Origin of the sequence: Mesorhizobium sp. WSM3868 (genome assembly GCF_002294785.1) — a bacterium.
Lineage (GTDB): Bacteria > Pseudomonadota > Alphaproteobacteria > Rhizobiales > Rhizobiaceae > Mesorhizobium.
Genome location: NZ_NSGB01000003.1, coordinates 325,456 through 343,250 on the forward strand (window position 1 = coordinate 325,456; position 17,795 = coordinate 343,250).

Annotated in this window: 19 protein-coding genes; 10 read left to right on the plus strand and 9 right to left on the minus strand. The window is 63.2% G+C overall.

Annotation, left to right across the window (positions count from 1 at the left end; genetic code table 11):
• Nucleotides 1–44 precede the first annotated feature (44 nt).
• Genes CK221_RS07730 through CK221_RS07740 form a run of 3 tightly spaced genes read left to right on the plus strand, consistent with a single transcriptional unit; the run spans nucleotide 45 to nucleotide 4,139 of the window.
• On the plus strand, nucleotides 45–1,937 hold the full coding sequence (locus CK221_RS07730) for an ABC transporter ATP-binding protein (RefSeq protein ID WP_095777294.1): 1,893 nt from the start codon (nucleotides 45–47) through the stop codon (nucleotides 1,935–1,937).
• Entirely contained in the window at nucleotides 1,934–3,817 is a 1,884-nt protein-coding gene (locus CK221_RS07735) for an ABC transporter ATP-binding protein (protein WP_095777295.1), read from the plus strand. Before CK221_RS07730 ends, CK221_RS07735 begins: the two co-directional genes overlap by 4 nt.
• Nucleotides 3,818–3,827: 10 nt before the next feature.
• On the plus strand, nucleotides 3,828–4,139 hold the full coding sequence (locus CK221_RS07740; protein WP_095777296.1) for a DUF6665 family protein: 312 nt from the start codon (nucleotides 3,828–3,830) through the stop codon (nucleotides 4,137–4,139).
• On the opposite strand, the gene CK221_RS07745 is transcribed toward CK221_RS07740, so the two are convergent.
• Both CK221_RS07745 and CK221_RS07750 read right to left on the minus strand, forming a co-directional pair.
• The gene (locus CK221_RS07745) at nucleotides 4,136–4,990 is read right to left on the minus strand and encodes an alpha/beta hydrolase (RefSeq protein WP_095777297.1); all 855 of its coding nucleotides are present in this window, start codon (nucleotides 4,988–4,990) and stop codon (nucleotides 4,136–4,138) included. The two genes, CK221_RS07740 and CK221_RS07745, sit on opposite strands and share 4 nt — an antisense overlap.
• Before the next feature lie 91 nt (nucleotides 4,991–5,081).
• The gene (locus CK221_RS07750) at nucleotides 5,082–5,426 is read right to left on the minus strand and encodes a cupin domain-containing protein (RefSeq protein WP_095777298.1); all 345 of its coding nucleotides are present in this window, start codon (nucleotides 5,424–5,426) and stop codon (nucleotides 5,082–5,084) included.
• 313 nt (nucleotides 5,427–5,739) lie between these two features.
• On the opposite strand from CK221_RS07750, the gene petA reads away from it, so the two are divergent.
• The 5 genes from petA to CK221_RS07775 all read left to right on the plus strand — a co-directional run bounded on the left by petA (nucleotide 5,740) and on the right by CK221_RS07775 (nucleotide 10,086).
• Nucleotides 5,740–6,300 carry a ubiquinol-cytochrome c reductase iron-sulfur subunit gene (petA, locus tag CK221_RS07755; RefSeq protein WP_066994342.1) on the plus strand — a complete coding sequence of 187 codons (561 nt, stop codon included), beginning with the start codon at nucleotides 5,740–5,742 and terminating at the stop codon, nucleotides 6,298–6,300.
• Nucleotides 6,301–6,317: 17 nt separating this feature from the next.
• The gene (locus CK221_RS07760) at nucleotides 6,318–7,622 is read left to right on the plus strand and encodes a cytochrome b N-terminal domain-containing protein (protein ID WP_066994345.1); all 1,305 of its coding nucleotides are present in this window, start codon (nucleotides 6,318–6,320) and stop codon (nucleotides 7,620–7,622) included.
• Between the two features lie 19 nt (nucleotides 7,623–7,641).
• Complete coding sequence (locus CK221_RS07765; RefSeq protein WP_066994348.1) at nucleotides 7,642–8,499, plus strand: cytochrome c1; 858 nt, start codon at nucleotides 7,642–7,644, stop codon at nucleotides 8,497–8,499.
• 140 nt (nucleotides 8,500–8,639) lie between these two features.
• A complete protein-coding gene (locus tag CK221_RS07770; RefSeq protein WP_095777299.1) occupies nucleotides 8,640–9,335 on the plus strand; it encodes a phosphatase PAP2 family protein in 696 nt (231 codons plus the stop codon).
• 205 nt (nucleotides 9,336–9,540) lie between these two features.
• Nucleotides 9,541–10,086, plus strand: coding sequence for an adenine phosphoribosyltransferase (locus tag CK221_RS07775; RefSeq protein WP_066994354.1), 546 nt, complete (start codon nucleotides 9,541–9,543; stop codon nucleotides 10,084–10,086).
• 57 nt (nucleotides 10,087–10,143) lie between these two features.
• Here the strand turns inward: CK221_RS07775 and CK221_RS07780 are convergent, their stop codons facing one another.
• From CK221_RS07780 to CK221_RS07800, 5 genes are all read right to left on the minus strand, one after another.
• Entirely contained in the window at nucleotides 10,144–10,614 is a 471-nt protein-coding gene (locus CK221_RS07780; protein WP_095777300.1) for a MaoC family dehydratase, read from the minus strand.
• Nucleotides 10,611–11,072 (minus strand): MaoC family dehydratase, encoded by a 462-nt coding sequence (locus CK221_RS07785; RefSeq protein WP_066994904.1) that lies wholly within the window; start codon nucleotides 11,070–11,072, stop codon nucleotides 10,611–10,613. The genes CK221_RS07780 and CK221_RS07785 overlap by 4 nt, the downstream gene beginning before the upstream one ends.
• Before the next feature lie 103 nt (nucleotides 11,073–11,175).
• Nucleotides 11,176–12,279 carry a redox-regulated ATPase YchF gene (gene ychF / locus CK221_RS07790; protein ID WP_095777301.1) on the minus strand — a complete coding sequence of 368 codons (1,104 nt, stop codon included), beginning with the start codon at nucleotides 12,277–12,279 and terminating at the stop codon, nucleotides 11,176–11,178.
• Nucleotides 12,280–12,373: 94 nt separating this feature from the next.
• A complete protein-coding gene (pth, locus tag CK221_RS07795) occupies nucleotides 12,374–13,096 on the minus strand; it encodes an aminoacyl-tRNA hydrolase (RefSeq protein ID WP_095777302.1) in 723 nt (240 codons plus the stop codon).
• 24 nt (nucleotides 13,097–13,120) lie between these two features.
• Nucleotides 13,121–13,765, minus strand: coding sequence for a 50S ribosomal protein L25/general stress protein Ctc (locus CK221_RS07800; RefSeq protein ID WP_066994365.1), 645 nt, complete (start codon nucleotides 13,763–13,765; stop codon nucleotides 13,121–13,123).
• Nucleotides 13,766–14,222: 457 nt separating this feature from the next.
• Between CK221_RS07800 and CK221_RS07805 the strand changes: the two genes are divergently transcribed.
• Nucleotides 14,223–14,894 carry a glutathione S-transferase family protein gene (locus tag CK221_RS07805; RefSeq protein WP_095777303.1) on the plus strand — a complete coding sequence of 224 codons (672 nt, stop codon included), beginning with the start codon at nucleotides 14,223–14,225 and terminating at the stop codon, nucleotides 14,892–14,894.
• A gap of 109 nt (nucleotides 14,895–15,003) precedes the next feature.
• Here the strand turns inward: CK221_RS07805 and CK221_RS07810 are convergent, their stop codons facing one another.
• Nucleotides 15,004–15,447 carry a MarR family transcriptional regulator gene (locus tag CK221_RS07810; RefSeq protein ID WP_066994371.1) on the minus strand — a complete coding sequence of 148 codons (444 nt, stop codon included), beginning with the start codon at nucleotides 15,445–15,447 and terminating at the stop codon, nucleotides 15,004–15,006.
• 150 nt (nucleotides 15,448–15,597) lie between these two features.
• On the opposite strand from CK221_RS07810, the gene CK221_RS07815 reads away from it, so the two are divergent.
• Nucleotides 15,598–16,461, plus strand: a complete 864-nt coding sequence (locus CK221_RS07815; protein WP_095777304.1) for an alpha/beta hydrolase — start codon at nucleotides 15,598–15,600, stop codon at nucleotides 16,459–16,461.
• Nucleotides 16,462–16,533: 72 nt separating this feature from the next.
• Here CK221_RS07815 and CK221_RS07820 read toward each other — a convergent pair whose 3' ends face one another.
• Nucleotides 16,534–17,763 (minus strand): MFS transporter, encoded by a 1,230-nt coding sequence (locus CK221_RS07820; protein WP_067327132.1) that lies wholly within the window; start codon nucleotides 17,761–17,763, stop codon nucleotides 16,534–16,536.
• Nucleotides 17,764–17,795: the final 32 nt, after the last annotated feature.

Genomic DNA, 17,795 nt, shown 5'->3' on the forward strand with positions numbered 1-17,795 from the left:
ACCAAATTGGGTGCCGGCGGGGTTCCGGCATCTACGAGAGAAAAATGTTCGACCGCATCTTCACCTGGTTCGAAAGCCACTATTCGCCGGTGGCGCTGGCCGAAGACAGGCAGCCGCCAATGGGACTTTGGCGGTTCTACTGGTATTTCATAAGACAGTTTCGCGCCGCCTATTGGCTGCGCATGATCATCGTTGCCGTCGCGGCAATAGTGGACGCGATGCTGCCGATTTTCGTCGGCCTGATCGTGGGCCTGCTCTCCAACACCAGGCCGGGCGATTTCTTCGCCGCGCATGGGCCGCTGCTCGTCATCATGGCGATCGTCGTGCTGCTGCGTCCGCTGTCCATGGTTATCGACGCGCTCATCCGCAACCACGCCATCGCACCGAACCTCATCGACCTCATCCGCTGGCAAAGCCATTGGCATGTCGTGCGTCAGGACTGGTCATTCTTCCAGAACGACTTCGCCGGCCGCATCGGAACGAAGGTCATGCAAAGCGGCGACTCGGTGGAGATGAGCGTCAATCTCACCGTCGATGCCGTCTGGTACGCGCTGGTCTTCGTCGCGGTCGCCATTGTTGTGCTGGCGCGGCTCGACCCGCTTCTTCTGGCTGTGGTGGCGGCCTGGCTGGTGTTCTATTGCATGATCTTCTGGTTTGCGATGCCGAGGATCACCCAGCGCTCGTCCCAACTGTCGGAGCGGTGGTCGCAGGTGAGCGGCCGCATGGTCGACAGCTACACGAACATCCTGACGCTCAAGACATTCTCGACCGGCGAGCACGAAGACAAATATGTCTCGCAAGCCGTCGTCGAGCACGCCGACACGTTTTACCAGCTGATGCGCGTTTTCACACTGATGTGGTCGGCCCTGTTCGTCCTCAACGCTGCGCTGCTTATCGCCATAAGCTGGCTTGCGCTGGCCGGCTGGAACGCCGGCGCCATGACCACGGCGGCCGTGGCGACGGCGATACCGTTCGCGCTGCAGATCGCCAACATTTCCGGCAGGATCCTCGATGTCGGCGCCAACGTCTTCCGGCAGATCGGCGTCGCCAGCAATTCGATGACGACGATCGCGCGCCCCATCACAATGCAGGACCAGCCGGACGCGCCGGCCCTCGTGGTCAAAGCCGGCGGCATCGAGTTCGAGCAGGTGAACTTCAACTATTGGCGCAAGGACGGCAAAGGCGGCGTCATCGACAATCTGTCGCTGAAGATCGCGCCGGGCGAGCGGGTCGGCCTGATCGGCCGTTCCGGGGCCGGCAAGTCGACATTGGTCAATCTCGTGCTGCGGCTGTTCGACGTGCAGGACGGCAAGGTGCTGATCGACGGACAAGACATCCGCAACGTCTCGCAGGAAAGCGTTCGCGCGGCGATCGGCTTCGTCAATCAGGATACGTCGCTCTTGCATCGATCGGTTCGCGAGAACCTCAAATATGGACGACAGTCCGCCAGCGATGAGGCGATGTTCAGCGCCGCCAAGGCCGCGCAGATCGACGATGTGATCGCGGGGCTGACCGATCCGCATGGGCAAAGCGGCTATGAGGCGCTCGTCGGCGAGCGCGGCGTGAAGCTGTCCGGCGGCCAGCGGCAACGCATCGCCATTGCCCGCGTTATGCTGAAGGACGCGCCGATCCTCATTCTCGACGAAGCTACGTCTGCGCTCGATTCCGAGGTGGAGGCCGCCATCCAGGAGAACCTCTACAAGCTCATGCAGGGCAAGACGGTCATCGCCATCGCCCACCGCCTGTCGACCATCGCGGCAATGGATCGGCTCGTCGTCATGGACAAGGGCCGCATCGTCGAGGACGGCTCGCATGAGGCGTTGATCGCCAAGGGCGGGCTCTATGCCCAGCTCTGGCGGCGCCAGTCGGGCGGCTTCCTGCTCGAGGAAAAGCAGGCGGCCGACGATCTGCCGACGAAAGGTGAAGCCGCGGAATGATGAAGGCCGTCTATCGCTGGTTCGAAAGCTGGGTCTACCCGTTCCGCGAGCCGACGAACCTTCGTCCACCTGCCAGCGTCGGCGGCTTCCTCTGGCACTATGTCGGGCAAGCGAAGCTCGCCTTCTTCGCCATGCTGATCATCGGCGGCATCGCGCCGCTGGTCGAGGCCGGGCTGTTCTATTTCGTCGGACGGCTGGTCGATATCCTCGACCAGCTTCCCGGCGAACGCAGCTGGCACGCGCTGTGGGGGGCCGCCGGGCCAGAGCTGCTGTTCATGGGCGCGGTGGTGCTGATCATCCGCACGCTGGTGGTCGGCCTTTCGGCGCTGGTCGACGAGCAGACGATCACGCCGGGCTTCTACAGCCTGGTGCGCTGGCAGGCGCATCGGCATGTCTCGCGCCAGTCCTACGCTTTCTTCCAAAACGACTTCGCCGGGCGTATCGCCACGAAGGTCTGGCAGGCGGGGCAGGCCACTGGCGACCTCATGGAAAGCTTCATCGAGGTCGTCTGGTTCATGATCGTCTACACGGTGACGACGCTGGCGCTGGTCGCCGGCCTCGACCTCAGGCTGGCGGCGCTGGTGGTGATCTGGATCGTCGCCTTCGGCTGGCTGGCCAGGCTCCATTTGCCGGCAATCCGCAAGCATGCCGAGGCGACCGCCGAGGCCGGCTCGATGATCACCGGCCGCTTCGTCGATTCCTATTCCAATGTGCAGACGCTGAAGCTGTTCGCGGCCGACGGCGACGACCGCTACATCCGCAACGGCTTCGACATCTATCTCGATGCGCTGCGGCCCTTCACGCGGCGGCTGACCGGCGTGCGCGTGGCGCTGACGACGCTTTCCGGCATCATGATCACGGCGATCGCCGCCTTTGCAGTCTATCTGTGGGTGGAAGGCTCGATCACCGTCGGCGCCGTCGCCTTCACGCTCTCGCTTGTGCTGAGGCTCAACATGCTGCTGGGACGGCTGATGATGCAGCTCAACAGTATCCTCAGGAATCTCGGCGTGCTGGAAAATTCCAAGGCGCTGATCTCGCAGTCGCTCGGCCTGACCGACGCCCCGGATGCCAAGGAGCTGGTGGTTGCGGGTGGCCGCATCGACCTCAAGAACGTCACCTTCCACTACGGGAAAGGGGCAGGGGTCCTCGAAGGCATCGACCTTGTCGTGCGTCCAGGCGAGAAGGTCGGGCTGGTCGGTCCGTCCGGCGCCGGCAAGACGACGCTGGCCAATCTCATCCTGCGCCTCTACGACCTCGAGGGCGGCAGGATCCTGATCGACGGCCAGGATATCGCCCGTGTGACGCAGAATTCGCTGCGCGCCAATATCGGCGTGGTCAGCCAGGACACGGCGCTGTTCCACCGCTCGCTGCGCGACAACATCAAGCTCGGCATGCCGGACGCTGCCGACGCTGAGGTGATCGCCGCGGCGCGCAAAGCCGAGTCGCATGACTTCATCATGGGGCTGCGCGACAATCGCGAGCGCCTTGGCTACGAAGCCTATGTCGGCGAGCGCGGCGTCAAGCTCTCCGGCGGCCAGCGCCAGCGCGTGGCGATCGCCCGCCTCTTCCTCAAGGATGCGCCGATCCTCATCCTAGACGAGGCGACCTCGGCACTCGATTCCGACATCGAGGCGGCGATCCAGGAAAACCTGGCAAGGCTGATGGAGAACAAGACCGTCATCGCCATCGCCCACCGGCTTTCCACCATCGCAGCGCTCGACCGGCTGGTCGTGCTCGACGGCGGCCGCATCGTCGAAGAAGGCACGCATGATGAGCTGGTGGCGCTGGACGGCCTTTATGCGCGGCTCTGGAAACGGCAGTCCGGCGGCTTCCTCTTCAATGAGGAAAGCGCGCTGGAAGAGACGCGCCCGGCGGAGTAGAAACGCAGCCATGTCGGTCAGAATGCCCAGCAATTTCGGACGGTCAGGCGCGCAGGAAAGCGCTCTCGATCTGCTCGGCCACGAAATACTCGCTGAAAAGGCGGCCGCCCTCGGTCGCGCCGGCCAGCGCGTCGAAGAGGCCTTGACGAAGCTGCGCGAAAATGGGGAAGGCAGGGATCGCAACCGGCTGCTCAAGCAAGCCGCGGCGGCCGTCCACGCCTATTTCATTCAGCGCGAACTCTGCGGGCTGCGCAAGCACGACGCCGTGATCCGCGAATACGACATCCCGCGGGCGGTGCTGGTCAGGCTCGGCGCCAGCTAGGCGCTGACTTCCTTCCGAAAGCGCGCGAGGCGCAAGGCGAGCGCTCCGGGATTCTCATCGGCGACGAAGTGCCCGCTATCGGGGATGATGTCGCCCTCCACATTGGAGAGGCCGGCGGCCTTCAAGCCATTGAGGTAATCGCTGATCTCGCCGGTCTCGGCAGCACCCCTGAGGCAGAGCACCGGCGTGTCGATCGGGCTTGCCGGCGGAACGGCATTGGCCTTGGCGTCCTCGGAAAAGGCGCGGTACCAGTCGAAGCCGGCCTTGAGGCTTTCCGGCCGCGAATAGGCCTTGGCGTAGATGTCTCTTGCTTCGGCCGGGATGGCGGATTTCTCCTTCGAAAGGGTGTCGAAGAAGAAGTCGAAATAGGCGCGCTCGTGACCCCCAACCAGCAGTTCCGGGAGAGCAGGAACCGCGTGGAACGCGAAATGCCAGAGGTTTGGATTGCGGATGACCTTGTCCCACGGCGCCACGCCCGGAACGACAACATCCATGATCGCGGCGGCGGAGAGGATTTCCGGATGGTTGCGCAAAAGCGCGAAGACGATCTGGCCGCCGACGTCATGGCCGGCCACTATGACCTGTCGCAGGCCGCAGGCGTCAATCAAGGCCGCTATCACCCTGGCCAGATGGGCTTTCTCACCGGTTTTGCGCGTGCCTTGCGAGCCGCCTATACCCGGCAGGTCCGGCGCGATCACGCGCTGATCGGTGGCCAGCCGACCGATCACGTTCTCGAAGGCATGGGAACTTTGAGGCCAGCCGTGGAGCAGCACGAGGCCGGGCGCATCCCGTGGTCCGGCTTCGCGGATCGCAATGGTCAGTCCTTCAACCTCGATGCTGGAAGTTTCCATCCGCCCGGCCTTCACCTGTCCGATCGCTCCGACCGACAGAACTAGGCGGGAATCGGTCCGCGGACAGGGCCTGTTTCTCGAATAAGCCGCATCACTCCAGCCATTCGGTGATGAAGCTGCCGTTCTCGTGGATGTCGGTGGTCTCGAGCGGACCGGGGCCGAGATTGGTGAATTTGTGCGGCGTGTCGGCCGGCACGATCAGAATTTGGCCTGCGGTGGCCGTTATCTGCCGATCGCCGACCGTGAACAGGCCGGTGCCGGAACGGATGACGAAGATCTCCGCGTAAGGATGCTTATGCAGACGCGGGCCGCCGCCGATCTCGGGCTGATAATTGAAGATCAGGCAGGAGTTGGAGCCAAATGCGCCGCATTGCAGCTCACCTTGCCAACGGCCGGGCGTGCTCGCCCATTTGTCGCGGTCGATGACATGCGCCATGGCTCGACAATAGACCGGGCCGGCGGTCGCTGTCGAGGCAAGCGGAGTTCCGATTTACCGCTGAAGTTAGCGCTATTTAGCGCTGTTCGGCGGCCCGATCATCAAGCCGTTGCGCGGGCCGCGGCATGTGCCCGCGACAATGTGCCCTTGTGCCTCCACGCGTCTGGACAAAAACGGGCTTCACGCATAAACCGAACCTCCAAATGCCGGAGGAATTCGCTAGCCTGTTCGCCATGCGCTGTCGGGCCGGCGCGATTGAGCGGGGACAAGGCTCGGCCGCCGGCACGGAAAGAGGCGAAAGGATCAGGCACCCGTGAGCGCAACCGACATCCACGATCCCAACCGTCGCGATTTTCTCTACATCGCCACCGGCATGGCCGGCGTGGTCGGCGCTGGGGCCGTCGCCTGGCCGTTCATCGACCAGATGCAGCCGGATGCCTCGACGCTGGCGCTGGCTTCTGTCGAGGTCGATGTCTCCTCGCTGCAGCCCGGCAGCTCGCTGGTCGTCAAGTGGCGCGGCAAGCCGGTCGTGGTGCGCAACCGCACCGACAAGGAAATGAAGGACGGCGCGGCGGTTAGCCTCAACGATCTCAAGGATCCGATCGCCCGCAATGCCAACTTGCCGGCCGATGCGCCGGCGACCGACGCCAACCGCACCACGCCCGGCAAGGAAGCCTGGATGGTCATGGTGCAGGTCTGCACCCATCTCGGCTGCATCCCGCTCGGCCAGGAAGGCGATTTCGGCGGCTGGTTCTGCCCGTGCCACGGCTCGGTGTACGATACCGCCGGCCGCATCCGCAAAGGCCCGGCGCCGGAGAACATGGCGATCCCGGTGTTTAAATTCATTTCCGATACCAAGATCCTTATCGGTTGAGGCAGGGGGATATTTCGATGAGCGAGGGACACTCCACCTACACACCGAAGACGGGTCTCGGACGCTGGTTCGACGCCCGTATGCCGCTTCCCCGGCTTGTCTATGACAGCTTCATTGCCTATCCGGTGCCGCGCAACCTCAACTACATGTGGACGTTCGGCGGCATCCTGTCGATCATGCTGGTATCGCAGATCCTCACCGGCATCGTGCTGGCCATGCACTACACGTCCGACACCACACTCGCCTTCGATTCGGTCGAGAAGATCATGCGCGACGTGAATTCGGGATGGCTGTTGCGCTATCTCCATTCCAACGGCGCCTCGTTCTTCTTCGTGGCCGTCTACATCCACATCTTCCGCGGGCTGTTCTACGGCTCCTACAAGGCGCCGCGCGAGCTGCTCTGGATCCTCGGCTGCATCATCTACCTCCTGATGATGGCTACCGGCTTCATGGGCTATGTGCTGCCATGGGGACAGATGAGCTTCTGGGGCGCCACCGTCATCACCGGCTTCTTCAGCGCCATCCCGCTGGTCGGCAACTGGATCCAGGAACTGCTGCTCGGCGGCTTCGCCGTCGACAATCCGACGCTGAACCGCTTCTTCGCCCTGCATTACCTGTTGCCGTTCATGATCGCCGGCGTCGTCGTGCTGCACGTCTGGGCGCTGCATGTCGTCGGCCAGTCGAACCCGACCGGCATTGAGGTCAAGTCGAAGACCGACACCGTCGCCTTCACGCCCTATGCGACCATCAAGGACGCGTTCGGCATGATCGTGTTCCTGTTCTTCTTCGCCTATTTCGTCTTCTACCTGCCGAACTACCTCGGCCATCCGGACAACTACACGGTCGCCAATCCGCTGAAGACGCCGGCCCACATCGTTCCGGAATGGTACTTCCTGCCGTTCTACGCGATCCTGCGCGCCATCACCTTCAACATCGGGCCGATCAACTCCAAGCTCGGCGGCGTGCTGTGTATGTTCGGCGCCATCGCCATGCTGTTCCTGGTGCCGTGGCTCGACACCTCCAAGGTGCGCTCGGCGGTCTACCGGCCCTGGTACAAACTGTTCTTCTGGCTGTTCGTGGCCGACGCCATCCTGCTCGGGTGGCTGGGCTCGCAGCCGGCGGAAGGCTCATACGTGTTCATGGCGCAGATGGCGACGCTGTTCTACTTCGCCTTCTTCCTGGTCGTGATGCCGGTGCTCGGCCTGATCGAGACGCCGCGGCGGCTGCCGAACTCGATCACCGAGGCGGTGCTGGAAAAGAAAAACAAGGGAGCCGGCGGGCATCCGGCAGGCGCGGTCAGCGCGCCGGAAACCAAGGGCTGAGAATCTGAGGGGATTTGGCATGAAGAAGATTCTCACCGCGCTGGCGCTGCTTGGCCTGGTGGTCGCGGGCACCGCTGCCATCGCCGCCGAAGAGGAACACAACGCGGCGGCCCCGACGCATTTCCCGATCAATGAACCGAAGGAAATGAGCTGGAGCTTCGCCGGGCCGTTCGGCACCTACGACAAGGCCCAGCTGCAGCGCGGCCTGAAGGTCTACAAGGAAGTCTGCTCGGCCTGCCACTCGATGAACCTGGTGGCGTTCCGCACGCTGGAAGGCCTCGGCTACTCGGAAGCGCAGGTCAAGACGCTTGCCGCCGAGTACACCATCCATGACGGCCCGAACGATGCCGGCGACATGTTCGACCGCCCGGGCAAGCCGTCGGATCACTTCCCGTCGCCCTTCCCGAACGAACAGGCCGCCGCGTCCGCCAATGGCGGCGCCGCTCCGCCCGACATGTCGCTGCTCGCCAAGGCGCGCGGCGTCGAGCGCGGCTTTCCGCGTTTCATCTTCGACATCTTCACCCAGTATGCTCAGGGCGGCCCGGACTACATCCACTCGCTGCTCACCGGCTACGACCAGACGCCGCCGGCCGGCATGGTCATCCCCGAAGGCACGCACTACAATCCATACTTCCTGTCCGGCGTGTCGCTGAAGATGCCGAAGCCGCTTTCCGACGGCCAGGTGACCTATGACGACGGCTCGCCGCAGACGGTCGACCAATATTCGCGCGACGTGTCGGCGTTCCTGATGTGGGCCGCCGAGCCGCATCTCGAAGAGCGCAAGAAGACCGGCTTCCGCGTGCTGGTGTTCCTGCTGCTGTTCGGCGCGCTGGTCTACCTGACCAAGCGCAAGGTGTGGGCCGAAGTGGCGCACTGAGCCGCGATCGGTCCGACACTTTCGAGGGGCGCCGCAAAGGCGCCCTTTTCATATTTCGGGACCGCTTTGATCCGGCCGTGTCACATGGCTGTCATTGCGCATCGCGATCCTGCGTTGGCTCACCTCAAAGGATCGTTCCCATGAAAAGACTTGCGCCGCTTGCAGCCGTGGTGCTGCTTCTTGTCGCCTCCTCGGCAGTCCGCGCCGAGGACGCCCAGCCCTTCGTCACCAACAAGGACATCGACCTGACGATGATCCTGCCGCCGCCGCCGGCCAATGATTCGGCCGAGACCAAGGCAGAACTCGGCGAGGTGCTGACCCTGCAAGTGACGCGCACGCCCGAAATGGAAAAGCGTGCTATCGCCGATGCCGAAGAGGATGTCTGGCGCTTCGCCGATGTCATGGGACCGAAATTCAGCAAGGAGACGCTGCCGAAGTTCAGCGCCTTCTTCGACCGCGTGGTGGCGACCGAAGGCGCGGTCGTCGATCCGGCCAAGGATGTCTGGAAGCGGCCGCGTCCGCATCAGCTCAGTGATCTGGTCAAACCGGCGGTGAAGCTGTCGAATTCCGGTTCCTGGCCGTCGGGCCATGCGACGGTCGGCACCATGATGGGCATCATCCTGTCCGACATGGTGCCGGAGAAGCGGCCCGAGATCATGGCCCGCGCGGCCGAATATGCCCATAACCGCGTGGTCGGCGGCATCCACTATCCGTCGGATGTCGAGATGGGCAAGATTTCCGGCAGCGCGATCGCCGCGGTCCTGCTCAGCCGGCCCGATTTCAAGACCGAGTTCGAGGTGGCGCGATCCGAGCTGCGGTCCGACCTCGGCATGTGAGCCGTCCGTCGCCGACGTTTCTGCAAGGGCGCCAGCGGGCGCCCTTTTCGCTTGCGGCGCCGGCACGGGAGCAAGGCAGGCGATGCCGATCCTTTGCCGGATGCGCTTGTCTCCCGGGCTCCATCGCGGTAGCCGTTGTTGTTTGCGTTGCGCCGGGCGCGACGACGCCGTTATACCCGACAGCCGGACACGCGGAGCTCGTCTCATGAAACCCTCGCTCGAAGACACGCTGCTTGCGGCCATCCGCACCATTCCGGATTACCCCAAACCCGGCATCCTGTTTCGGGATATCACCACGCTGCTCGGCGACGCTCGCGCCTTTCGCCGCGCCATCGACGAGCTTGTGCATCCTTACGCCGGGCTGAAGATCGACAAGATTGCCGGCATCGAGGCGCGGGGCTTCATCCTGGGCGGCGCAGTGGCGCATCAGCTTTCGGCGGGTTTCGTCCCGATCCGCAAGAAGGGCAAGCTGCCTTACGAGACCGTGCGCGTCGCCTACAGCCTCGAATACGGTCTGGACGAGATGGAAATGCACAAGGACGGCGTCTCGCAAGGCGAGAAGGTGATCCTGGTCGACGATCTGATCGCCACCGGCGGCACGGCGGAGGCGGCCGTCAAGCTGCTCAGGCAGATCGGCGCCGACATCGTCGCCGCCTGCTTCGTCATCGACCTGCCGGATCTCGGCGGGCGCCAGAAGCTGGAAGCGCTCGGAGTTCCGGTGAGGACGCTGATCGGCTTCGAGGGGCATTAATCAGTGTTGAATGGTGAATGGTGAATGGCTCACCATTCATGAATGGCTCACCATTCACTATTCCACTTTCACCAGCACCGCGCTGTCGAACTCGATAACCTTGTCGCCGGTGGAGTCGAAACCTTCGGAACGCAGCGTGAGCAGGCTCCAGCCGGGGCGGCCGGCAAGGGGTCGATGGGCAAGCGGTGTGCGGGTGAAGGTTACGGTTTCGCCGGCATAGACCGGCTTCAGCCATTTGAGGTTGCGAAACCCGGGCGAGGGGCCGAATTCGGGCTGCGGGCCGGGACCGGTCCAACGCACGCCCTCGGTCTCCATGCGCTTTTCGAGGTTGTATTTCATCCAGGTGGCGGCGGTGTGCCAGCCGGAGGCGCAGAGACCGCCAAGCATGCTCTTCTTCGCCGCCTCCTCGTCGACATGGAAGATTTGCGGATCGTATTTCCTGGCGAACGCCTTGATCTCGTCGGCCTCGAATTTGTGCGCGCCGAGGGTGACGGTTTGGCCGATGAGGAAATACTCGTCCAGGGTCACGCGACGGCCCCGCGGGTCAGAAACATGCCGGTGTTCTCAAGCTCGAAGACGCATTCGCCGCGCTGGTTGAACAGCTCGCTGCGCATGCTGACCAGGCCGATCTGCGGCCGCGACTTGGACTGGCGCTTGGAAAGCACGGTGACCTTGCCGGTGAGACGGTCACCAGCCAGAACCGGCTTCTTCCATTTGACATGCTCGATGCCGGGTGAGCCTTGCGAGGTCGAATCGAGCAGGAAGGCATCGCACAGCATGCGCATGAACATCGCGCAAGTGTGCCAGCCCGAAGCCGAAAGGCCGCCCAGGATGCTGGCCTTGCCGGCCGCCTCGTCGAGATGCATCGGCTGGGCATCGAATTCGCTGGCAAACTCGATGATCTCGGCGGCGCTCACATTCTTGCTGCCGAGGTCGAGCGAGGCGCCCTCGACGAAATCCTCATAGGCCCAGGTCTTTCCGGTCATGTCGGCAATCCGGTTGACGAACGCGTGATCCCGAAGGTCGGGCATCCCGGATGGAGGCCCGAGCCAATTTGGTCAAGTCCTTTCTGGTGAGCCAGCCAGGCACTCAGGTGTTGAACTTGAACAGCATGATGTCGCCGTCCTGGACGACATACTCCTTGCCTTCGTCGCGCGCCTTGCCGGCTTCCTTGGCCGCCACTTCGCCGCCGAGCGTGACGAAGTCGTTGTAGGAGATCGTCTGGGCGCGGATGAAACCACGTTCGAAGTCGGTGTGAATGACGCCGGCAGCTTGCGGTGCCTTATCGCCCTTGTGGATCGTCCAGGCGCGCGTCTCCTTGGGCCCGACGGTGAAATAGGTGATCAGATGCAAGAGCTCGTAGCCGGCGCGGATCACCTTGTTGAGGCCCGGCTCGTCAAGGCCGATCGAGGCGAGGAACTCCATTTCCTCCTCGTCGGAAAGCTGGGCAACTTCCGCCTCGATCGCCGCCGAGATCACCACCGTGCCGGCGCCCTGCGCGGCGGCCATCTTCTCCACCGCCTTTGTATGCTCGTTTCCCGTGGCAGCGTCCGCCTCAGCGACGTTGCAGACATAGAGCACGGGATGCGATGTGAGCAGGTTCAGGCCCTGCAGGATGCGCAGATCCTCCGCCGCGATGCCATTGAGCAGGACGCGGGTCGGGCGACCTGCCTGCAGCAGTTCGAGCGCCGCCTCCATCATCGGCAGAACGGTCATTGCTTCCTTGTCCTTGCCGGCGGCGCGCTTGCGGACCTGCACGATGCGGCGCTCCAGGCTTTCGAGATCGGCGAGCATCAGCTCGGTCTCGACGGTCTCGGCGTCGGCGACCGGATCGATGCGGCCCTCGACATGGGTGATGTCGTCATCCTCGAAGCAGCGCAGTACATGCACGATGGCGTCGACCTCGCGGATGTTGGCGAGGAACTGGTTGCCCAGACCTTCGCCCTTGGAGGCGCCGCGCACCAGTCCGGCAATGTCGACGAAGGAGATGCGGGTCGGGATGATCTCCTTCGACTTGCCGATCGCGGCGATCTTCTGCAGCCGCGGGTCCGGAACCGCCACCTCGCCGGTGTTCGGCTCGATGGTGCAGAAAGGATAGTTGGCGGCCTGCGCGGCAGCCGTCCTGGTCAACGCGTTGAACAGCGTCGACTTGCCGACGTTGGGCAAGCCAACGATGCCACATTTGAAACCCATGTTCGTCCGGTCCTATCGGGAATTCGAGATTTGGTGAGGGCTATGGGCGAAAGCGCGGACGATCGTCAAGCCCTTGGCATGATCGTTTCGACGCTCAGTCTTTTCCGAACAGCTTCTTCAGCATCGCGGCCATCGGCCCGCTCTCGGGAACCTTCGCCGGCGGCTGCTGCGGGCGGGCCTGGCGGATATGGCTCTGCTGTTTTGGCGCCTTGGGCGGAGGCCGATCGTCATCGCCGGTCGGCACGAGCTTTTCGCGCAGCGCCAGGGTGATGCGGTTCATGAAGGAGTTGTCATCGCCCTTGGCCAGCAGTGCGGCGTCGTCGGCGATCGCGTCGAGCAACACGTCGAGCCATTCACGGTCGGCCTTGGCGAAATCGCCGAGCACATGGCCGTGCACCATCTCTTTGACGCCAGGATGGCCGACGCCGATGCGCACCCGGCGATAGGCATTGCCGACATGCTGGTCGAGCGATCGGATGCCGTTGTGGCCGCCGGAACCGCCGCCGACCTTGACCTTGAGCTTGCCGGCGGCAAGATCGATCTCGTCGTAGAAGACGGTGAGGGCGGCGGCATCGAGTTTGTAGAAGCGCAACGCCTCGCCGACCGACTGGCCGGACAAATTCATGAAGGTCTGCGGCTTGATCAAAAGGATCTTCTCGCCGCCCAGGACGCCCTCGGCGATCAGGCCCTGGAACTTCTTCGACCAGGGCGAAAAGGAATGGCGGCGGGCCATCGCGTCCGCCGCCATGAAGCCGACATTGTGCCGGTTGTTCTGATATTTCGCGCCCGGATTGCCGAGGCCTGCAAAGACAAGCATCGTCGTCTCCTGGCGCCGAGAGAATTACTTCTCTTCGGCCTCAGCGGCCTCAGCTTCCGGCGCCGCCGCTTCGGCAGTCTCCTCCGTCTCCGGCTTCATTGCTGCGGAGCCGGCGATGGTCGCGATGGTGAAGTCGCGATCGGAGATCACCGGCTTGACGCCGGCCGGCAGGGCAACCGCCGAAATGTGGATCGAGTCGCCGATTTCGGTGCCGGCGAGATCGACGGTGATGAATTCCGGGATCGCGTTGGCAGGGCAGTGGAACTCGACTTCGTGACGAACGATGTTGAGCACGCCGCCGCGCTTGATGCCGGGCGACTTGTCCTCATTGATGAAGTGGACGGGCACGTCGACATTGACCTCGGTGTCCTTGCCGATGCGCAGGAAGTCGACATGGACCGGGAAGTCCTTGACGGGGTCGAGCTGAAAATCCTTGGGCAGGACCTGGATCTTCTTGCCGTCGACATCGATCGTAGCGATCGTGGTCAGAAACCCGCCGCCGTGGATCTTGTAGAAGATGTCCTTGTAGTTGAGGGCGATCGCCAGGGGGGGCTGCTTGTCGCCGTAAATAACTGCAGGCACTTTGCCGTTGCGGCGAACTGCACGGGCGGACCCCTTACCGACCTGTTCGCGCGCTTCGGCCTTGAGCTCGTAAGCCTCGTGGCTCATGGCATTTCCTTTCGCGTGTTATGGAGCGTTCGCGGCGGGCAAGCCCATCCGTAAACGTCGAAAGCCGTCGCGGCCTTGCATGGTCGATCCAACGCTTTTGGCTGTCCAAACGCTTCGGGGATCATGCAGGCCTGGCCGGCCTTCCTCCGCGTTGCCTCCAAGGGTGTCTACGCGGGTGGCGGCTCTATAGCGGAAGGCGGGCAGGGGCGCAAGCCGTTGGATCGCAAGGTGTCGTAAGCACATGAGTTGTCCGGATTAGGTAGCACGAGTTGTCCGGTTTTATCGGCAGTCGGATGGAGGCTGCGCGATGATATCCGGTCGGGGAGGCATAGCCGACGCGTTGCTTCGCTGCAAAGTCGGATCTGGCGAGTTGCGCCGGGTCCCGCCCGCATGCGTCATGTAGCATCGGGCCGGTTTCAAACGTCCTTGGCAGGCAATCGAAGGACTGGAGATCGACATGAAACTACTGTTTAGCCGCAATCCCAATCCTCGCCTCGCGGTCGCGGCGGCGCGCTATCTGAAGGCCGATGTCGCCTTCGAATTCGCCTCGCCCATGGCGCCGGGGCAGGCCGAGCGCTACCGCGCGCTTAACCCCAATTTGACTTTGCCTATCCTGGTCGGCCCAGGATGGAGCCTGTGGGAAGCCGATGCGATCGCCTGCCGGCTCTCGCGCGACATGCATTCGGATTTCTGGCGCACCGGCGACGACGAGCCGCAGATGATCCGCTGGCTGAGCTGGGGCAAGGAGAATTTCGTCAGGGCCTGCGACATGGTGCATTTCGAGCGCGGCACGAAACAGCGCTGGGGACTGGGGCCGATCGACAAGGCGTTGGTCGAGGAGGGGCTGAGGCAGTTCCACATGACAGCCGCCATCCTTGAAGCAGAGCTTTGCGGGCGCCAATGGCTGGTCGGCAATTCGGTTTGCTATGCCGACTTTCGTATGGCGACCTTTCTCGCGTTCAATGATGCTGCCCGGTTGCCGCTCGATGACCATCCATCGCTCAGCCGCTGGTATCGGCGGATCGAGCATATCGATGCCTGGCGCGACCCGTTCCAGGGGCTGGATGCGCCGCAACTGCCGCCGGTCAGCAGCGAGGAGCAAGCAAGTATTTTGAACGTTCCGTCTTGAAAGGACCATTGTCGAGGATGCCTGCCAAGCCGCGGCGGAAATGGCTCGCCCCTGCGATGGGACGCGGGCCGTAGCCTGCACTAAGCAGACTTTGTCCGGCGTTTGGAGGTCAGGCAGCATCAGCCGATTGGTCGCCGCTCAACGCATCGCGCAACGCCCGGACTTTTCGCGTGAGAGCATCGATCTCGGCCGAGGTCATGCCTGAACGCTCGACCAGCGTTTCGCCCAGACAGCTGCATTGCGTGAGCAGCGCCCGGCCTGCCGCGGTGAGATCGACCTGCACCTGCCGCTCATCGTCATGGCTGCGCTGGCGGGTCACCAGACCCGCCTGCTCCATGCGCTTGACCAGCGGCGTGACGGTGCTCGATTCCAGCGCCAGCCGGCGCGCTATGGTGCCGACCGACATGCCATCGGCCTCTCCAAGCGCATTGAGCACGAGATACTGGGGATACGTGATCCCCATCTCGTCGAGCATGGGCTTGTAGGTACGATTGATCGCCATGCTCGTGGCGTAGAGCGCGAAACAGAGCTGATTGTCCAGGGGCAGAGGCATCGCGCCATGATCCTTTTGTCGACGTCGTGAGGCTCTTTAGCACAAAAAATCATATCGCGATACATATTATCGTGGACAAGAAGTCATCGTTGCGCTAAACATATCATTATCGCGATATCATTTATCGCGGCATCTAAAACGGAGATTGAGATGACTGAAGCTTCACATGCGAAGGCCGGCTCGGGCAGCGGCACGATCACCACCAAGGACGGCACGCAGATCTACTACAAGGATTGGGGCACCGGTCAGCCGGTCGTCTTCCACCATGGCTGGCCACTGAGCAGCGACGACTGGGATGCCCAGATGCTGTTCTTCCTCTCCAAGGGCTATCGGGTCATCGCCCATGACCGCCGCGGCCATGGCCGCTCCAGCCAGACTGACACCGGCAATGAGATGGACACCTACGCCGCCGATGTGACGGCGCTGGTTGCGCATCTCGACCTCAAGAGCGCCATCCATGTCGGGCATTCGACCGGCGGTGGCGAAGTGGCGCGCTATGTCGCGCAGTACGGTTCCGGAGGCCGTGTCGCCAAGGCTGTGCTGATCGGCGCGGTGCCGCCGATCATGCTCAAGACCGCTGCCAATCCCGGTGGCTTGCCTATCGAAGTGTTCGACGGCTTTCGCTCGGCGCTGACGACGAACCGCGCCCAGTTCTTCCGCGACGTTCCGGCCGGCCCTTTCTACGGCTTCAACCGTCCAGGCGCGACGGTGTCGGAAGGTGTGGTCGACAATTGGTGGCGGCAGGGCATGATGGGCGGCGCCAAGGCGCATTACGACTGCATCAAGGCGTTCTCGGAAACCGACTTCACCGAGGACCTGAAGAAGATCGACGTGCCGGTGCTGGTCATGCATGGCGACGACGACCAGATCGTGCCGATCGCGGATTCGGCGCTGCTCGCGATCAAGCTGCTCAAGAAGGGCGAGCTCAAAGTCTACAAGGGCCTTCCGCACGGTATGGCCACGACCCATGCGGAGGTCATCAATGCCGACCTCCTGGCTTTCTTCCAGGCCTGAGTCCCAGCGCCAGAGAAGCACCCGCCATCGCGCGGGTGCTTTGCTCTCTGGAGCTCGTCCGGAGTGGCCGGCTCAGGCTTTCCTGGCCTCCTTCATGTTCGGCAGGAACACGGTCAGCAGGCCGAGGAAGGGCAGGTACGAGCAGACGTGGTAGACGAAGTCGATGCCTTTCATGTCGGCGATGACGCCGAGCACGGCCGCAGCGATGCCGCCCATGCCGAAGGCGAAGCCGAAGAAGATGCCGGCGATCATGCCGACGCGGCCGGGAACCAGTTCCTGCGCGAAGACGACGATGTTGGAGAAGGCCGACGACAGGATCAGGCCGATCACAACGGTAAGCACCATCGTCCATTCCAGATTGGCGTAAGGCAGCGCCAGCGTGAAGGGCAGAACGCCGACGATCGAGAACCAGATCATCGCCTTTTGTCCGTAGCGGTCGCCGAACGGGCCGCCGAGCAGGATGCCAAGCGCCGAGGCGCCGAGGAACAGGAAGAGCATGACCTGCGACATCTGCACCGAAACGCCGAACTTATGGATGGCGTAGAAGGTGTAGTAGCTGGACAGCGAGGCGATATAGGCGTTCTTGCTCAACACCAGCAGCGTCAGCACCGCCAATGCCCCCATGACCTTTTTGCGTGGGAAGGGCGAGACGTGAGCCGCCGGCTTGCGGCTGGCCATCGAGGCGCGCAGCCGGCTGTACCAGCCGCCAACCTGCCACAGCACGACGATGCCGATCAGCGAGCCGACGGCGAACCAGGAAATGCTGGTCTGGCCGAAAGGCACGACGATGAAGGCGGCGAGCAGCGGGCCCATTGCCTGGCCGAAATTGCCGCCGACCTGGAACAGCGATTGCGCGAGACCGAAGCGGCCGCCCGAGGCGAAGCGGGCGATGCGCGAGGATTCCGGATGGAAGATCGCCGAGCCGATACCGATCAGCGAGGCGCCGATCAGGAGCAGCCAGTAATGGCCGGCATGCGCAAGCACCACCAGCCCGACCAGTGACGAGGCCATGCCCCAAGGCAAGGAATAGGGCATCGGTCGCTTGTCGGTGATCATGCCGATCACAGGCTGCAGCAGCGAGGCCGTTACCTGGAAAGTGAACGTAAGAAGGCCGATCTGCCAGAAATCGAGACCGTAATTCTCTTTGAGCAGCGGATAGATCGCCGAAAGCAGCGACTGCATGATGTCGTTGACGCAGTGGCAGAAGCTCACCGCAAGAATGACGGTGAAGGCCGTCGCTTGCGCCGAGGCGTGGCTTGCCGGCGCTGGGGTGGCGACGGCGGTGGCGGTCGTATCGGTCAAGGCAATGCTCCGGGTCGTTTTTGGCGGCGAAC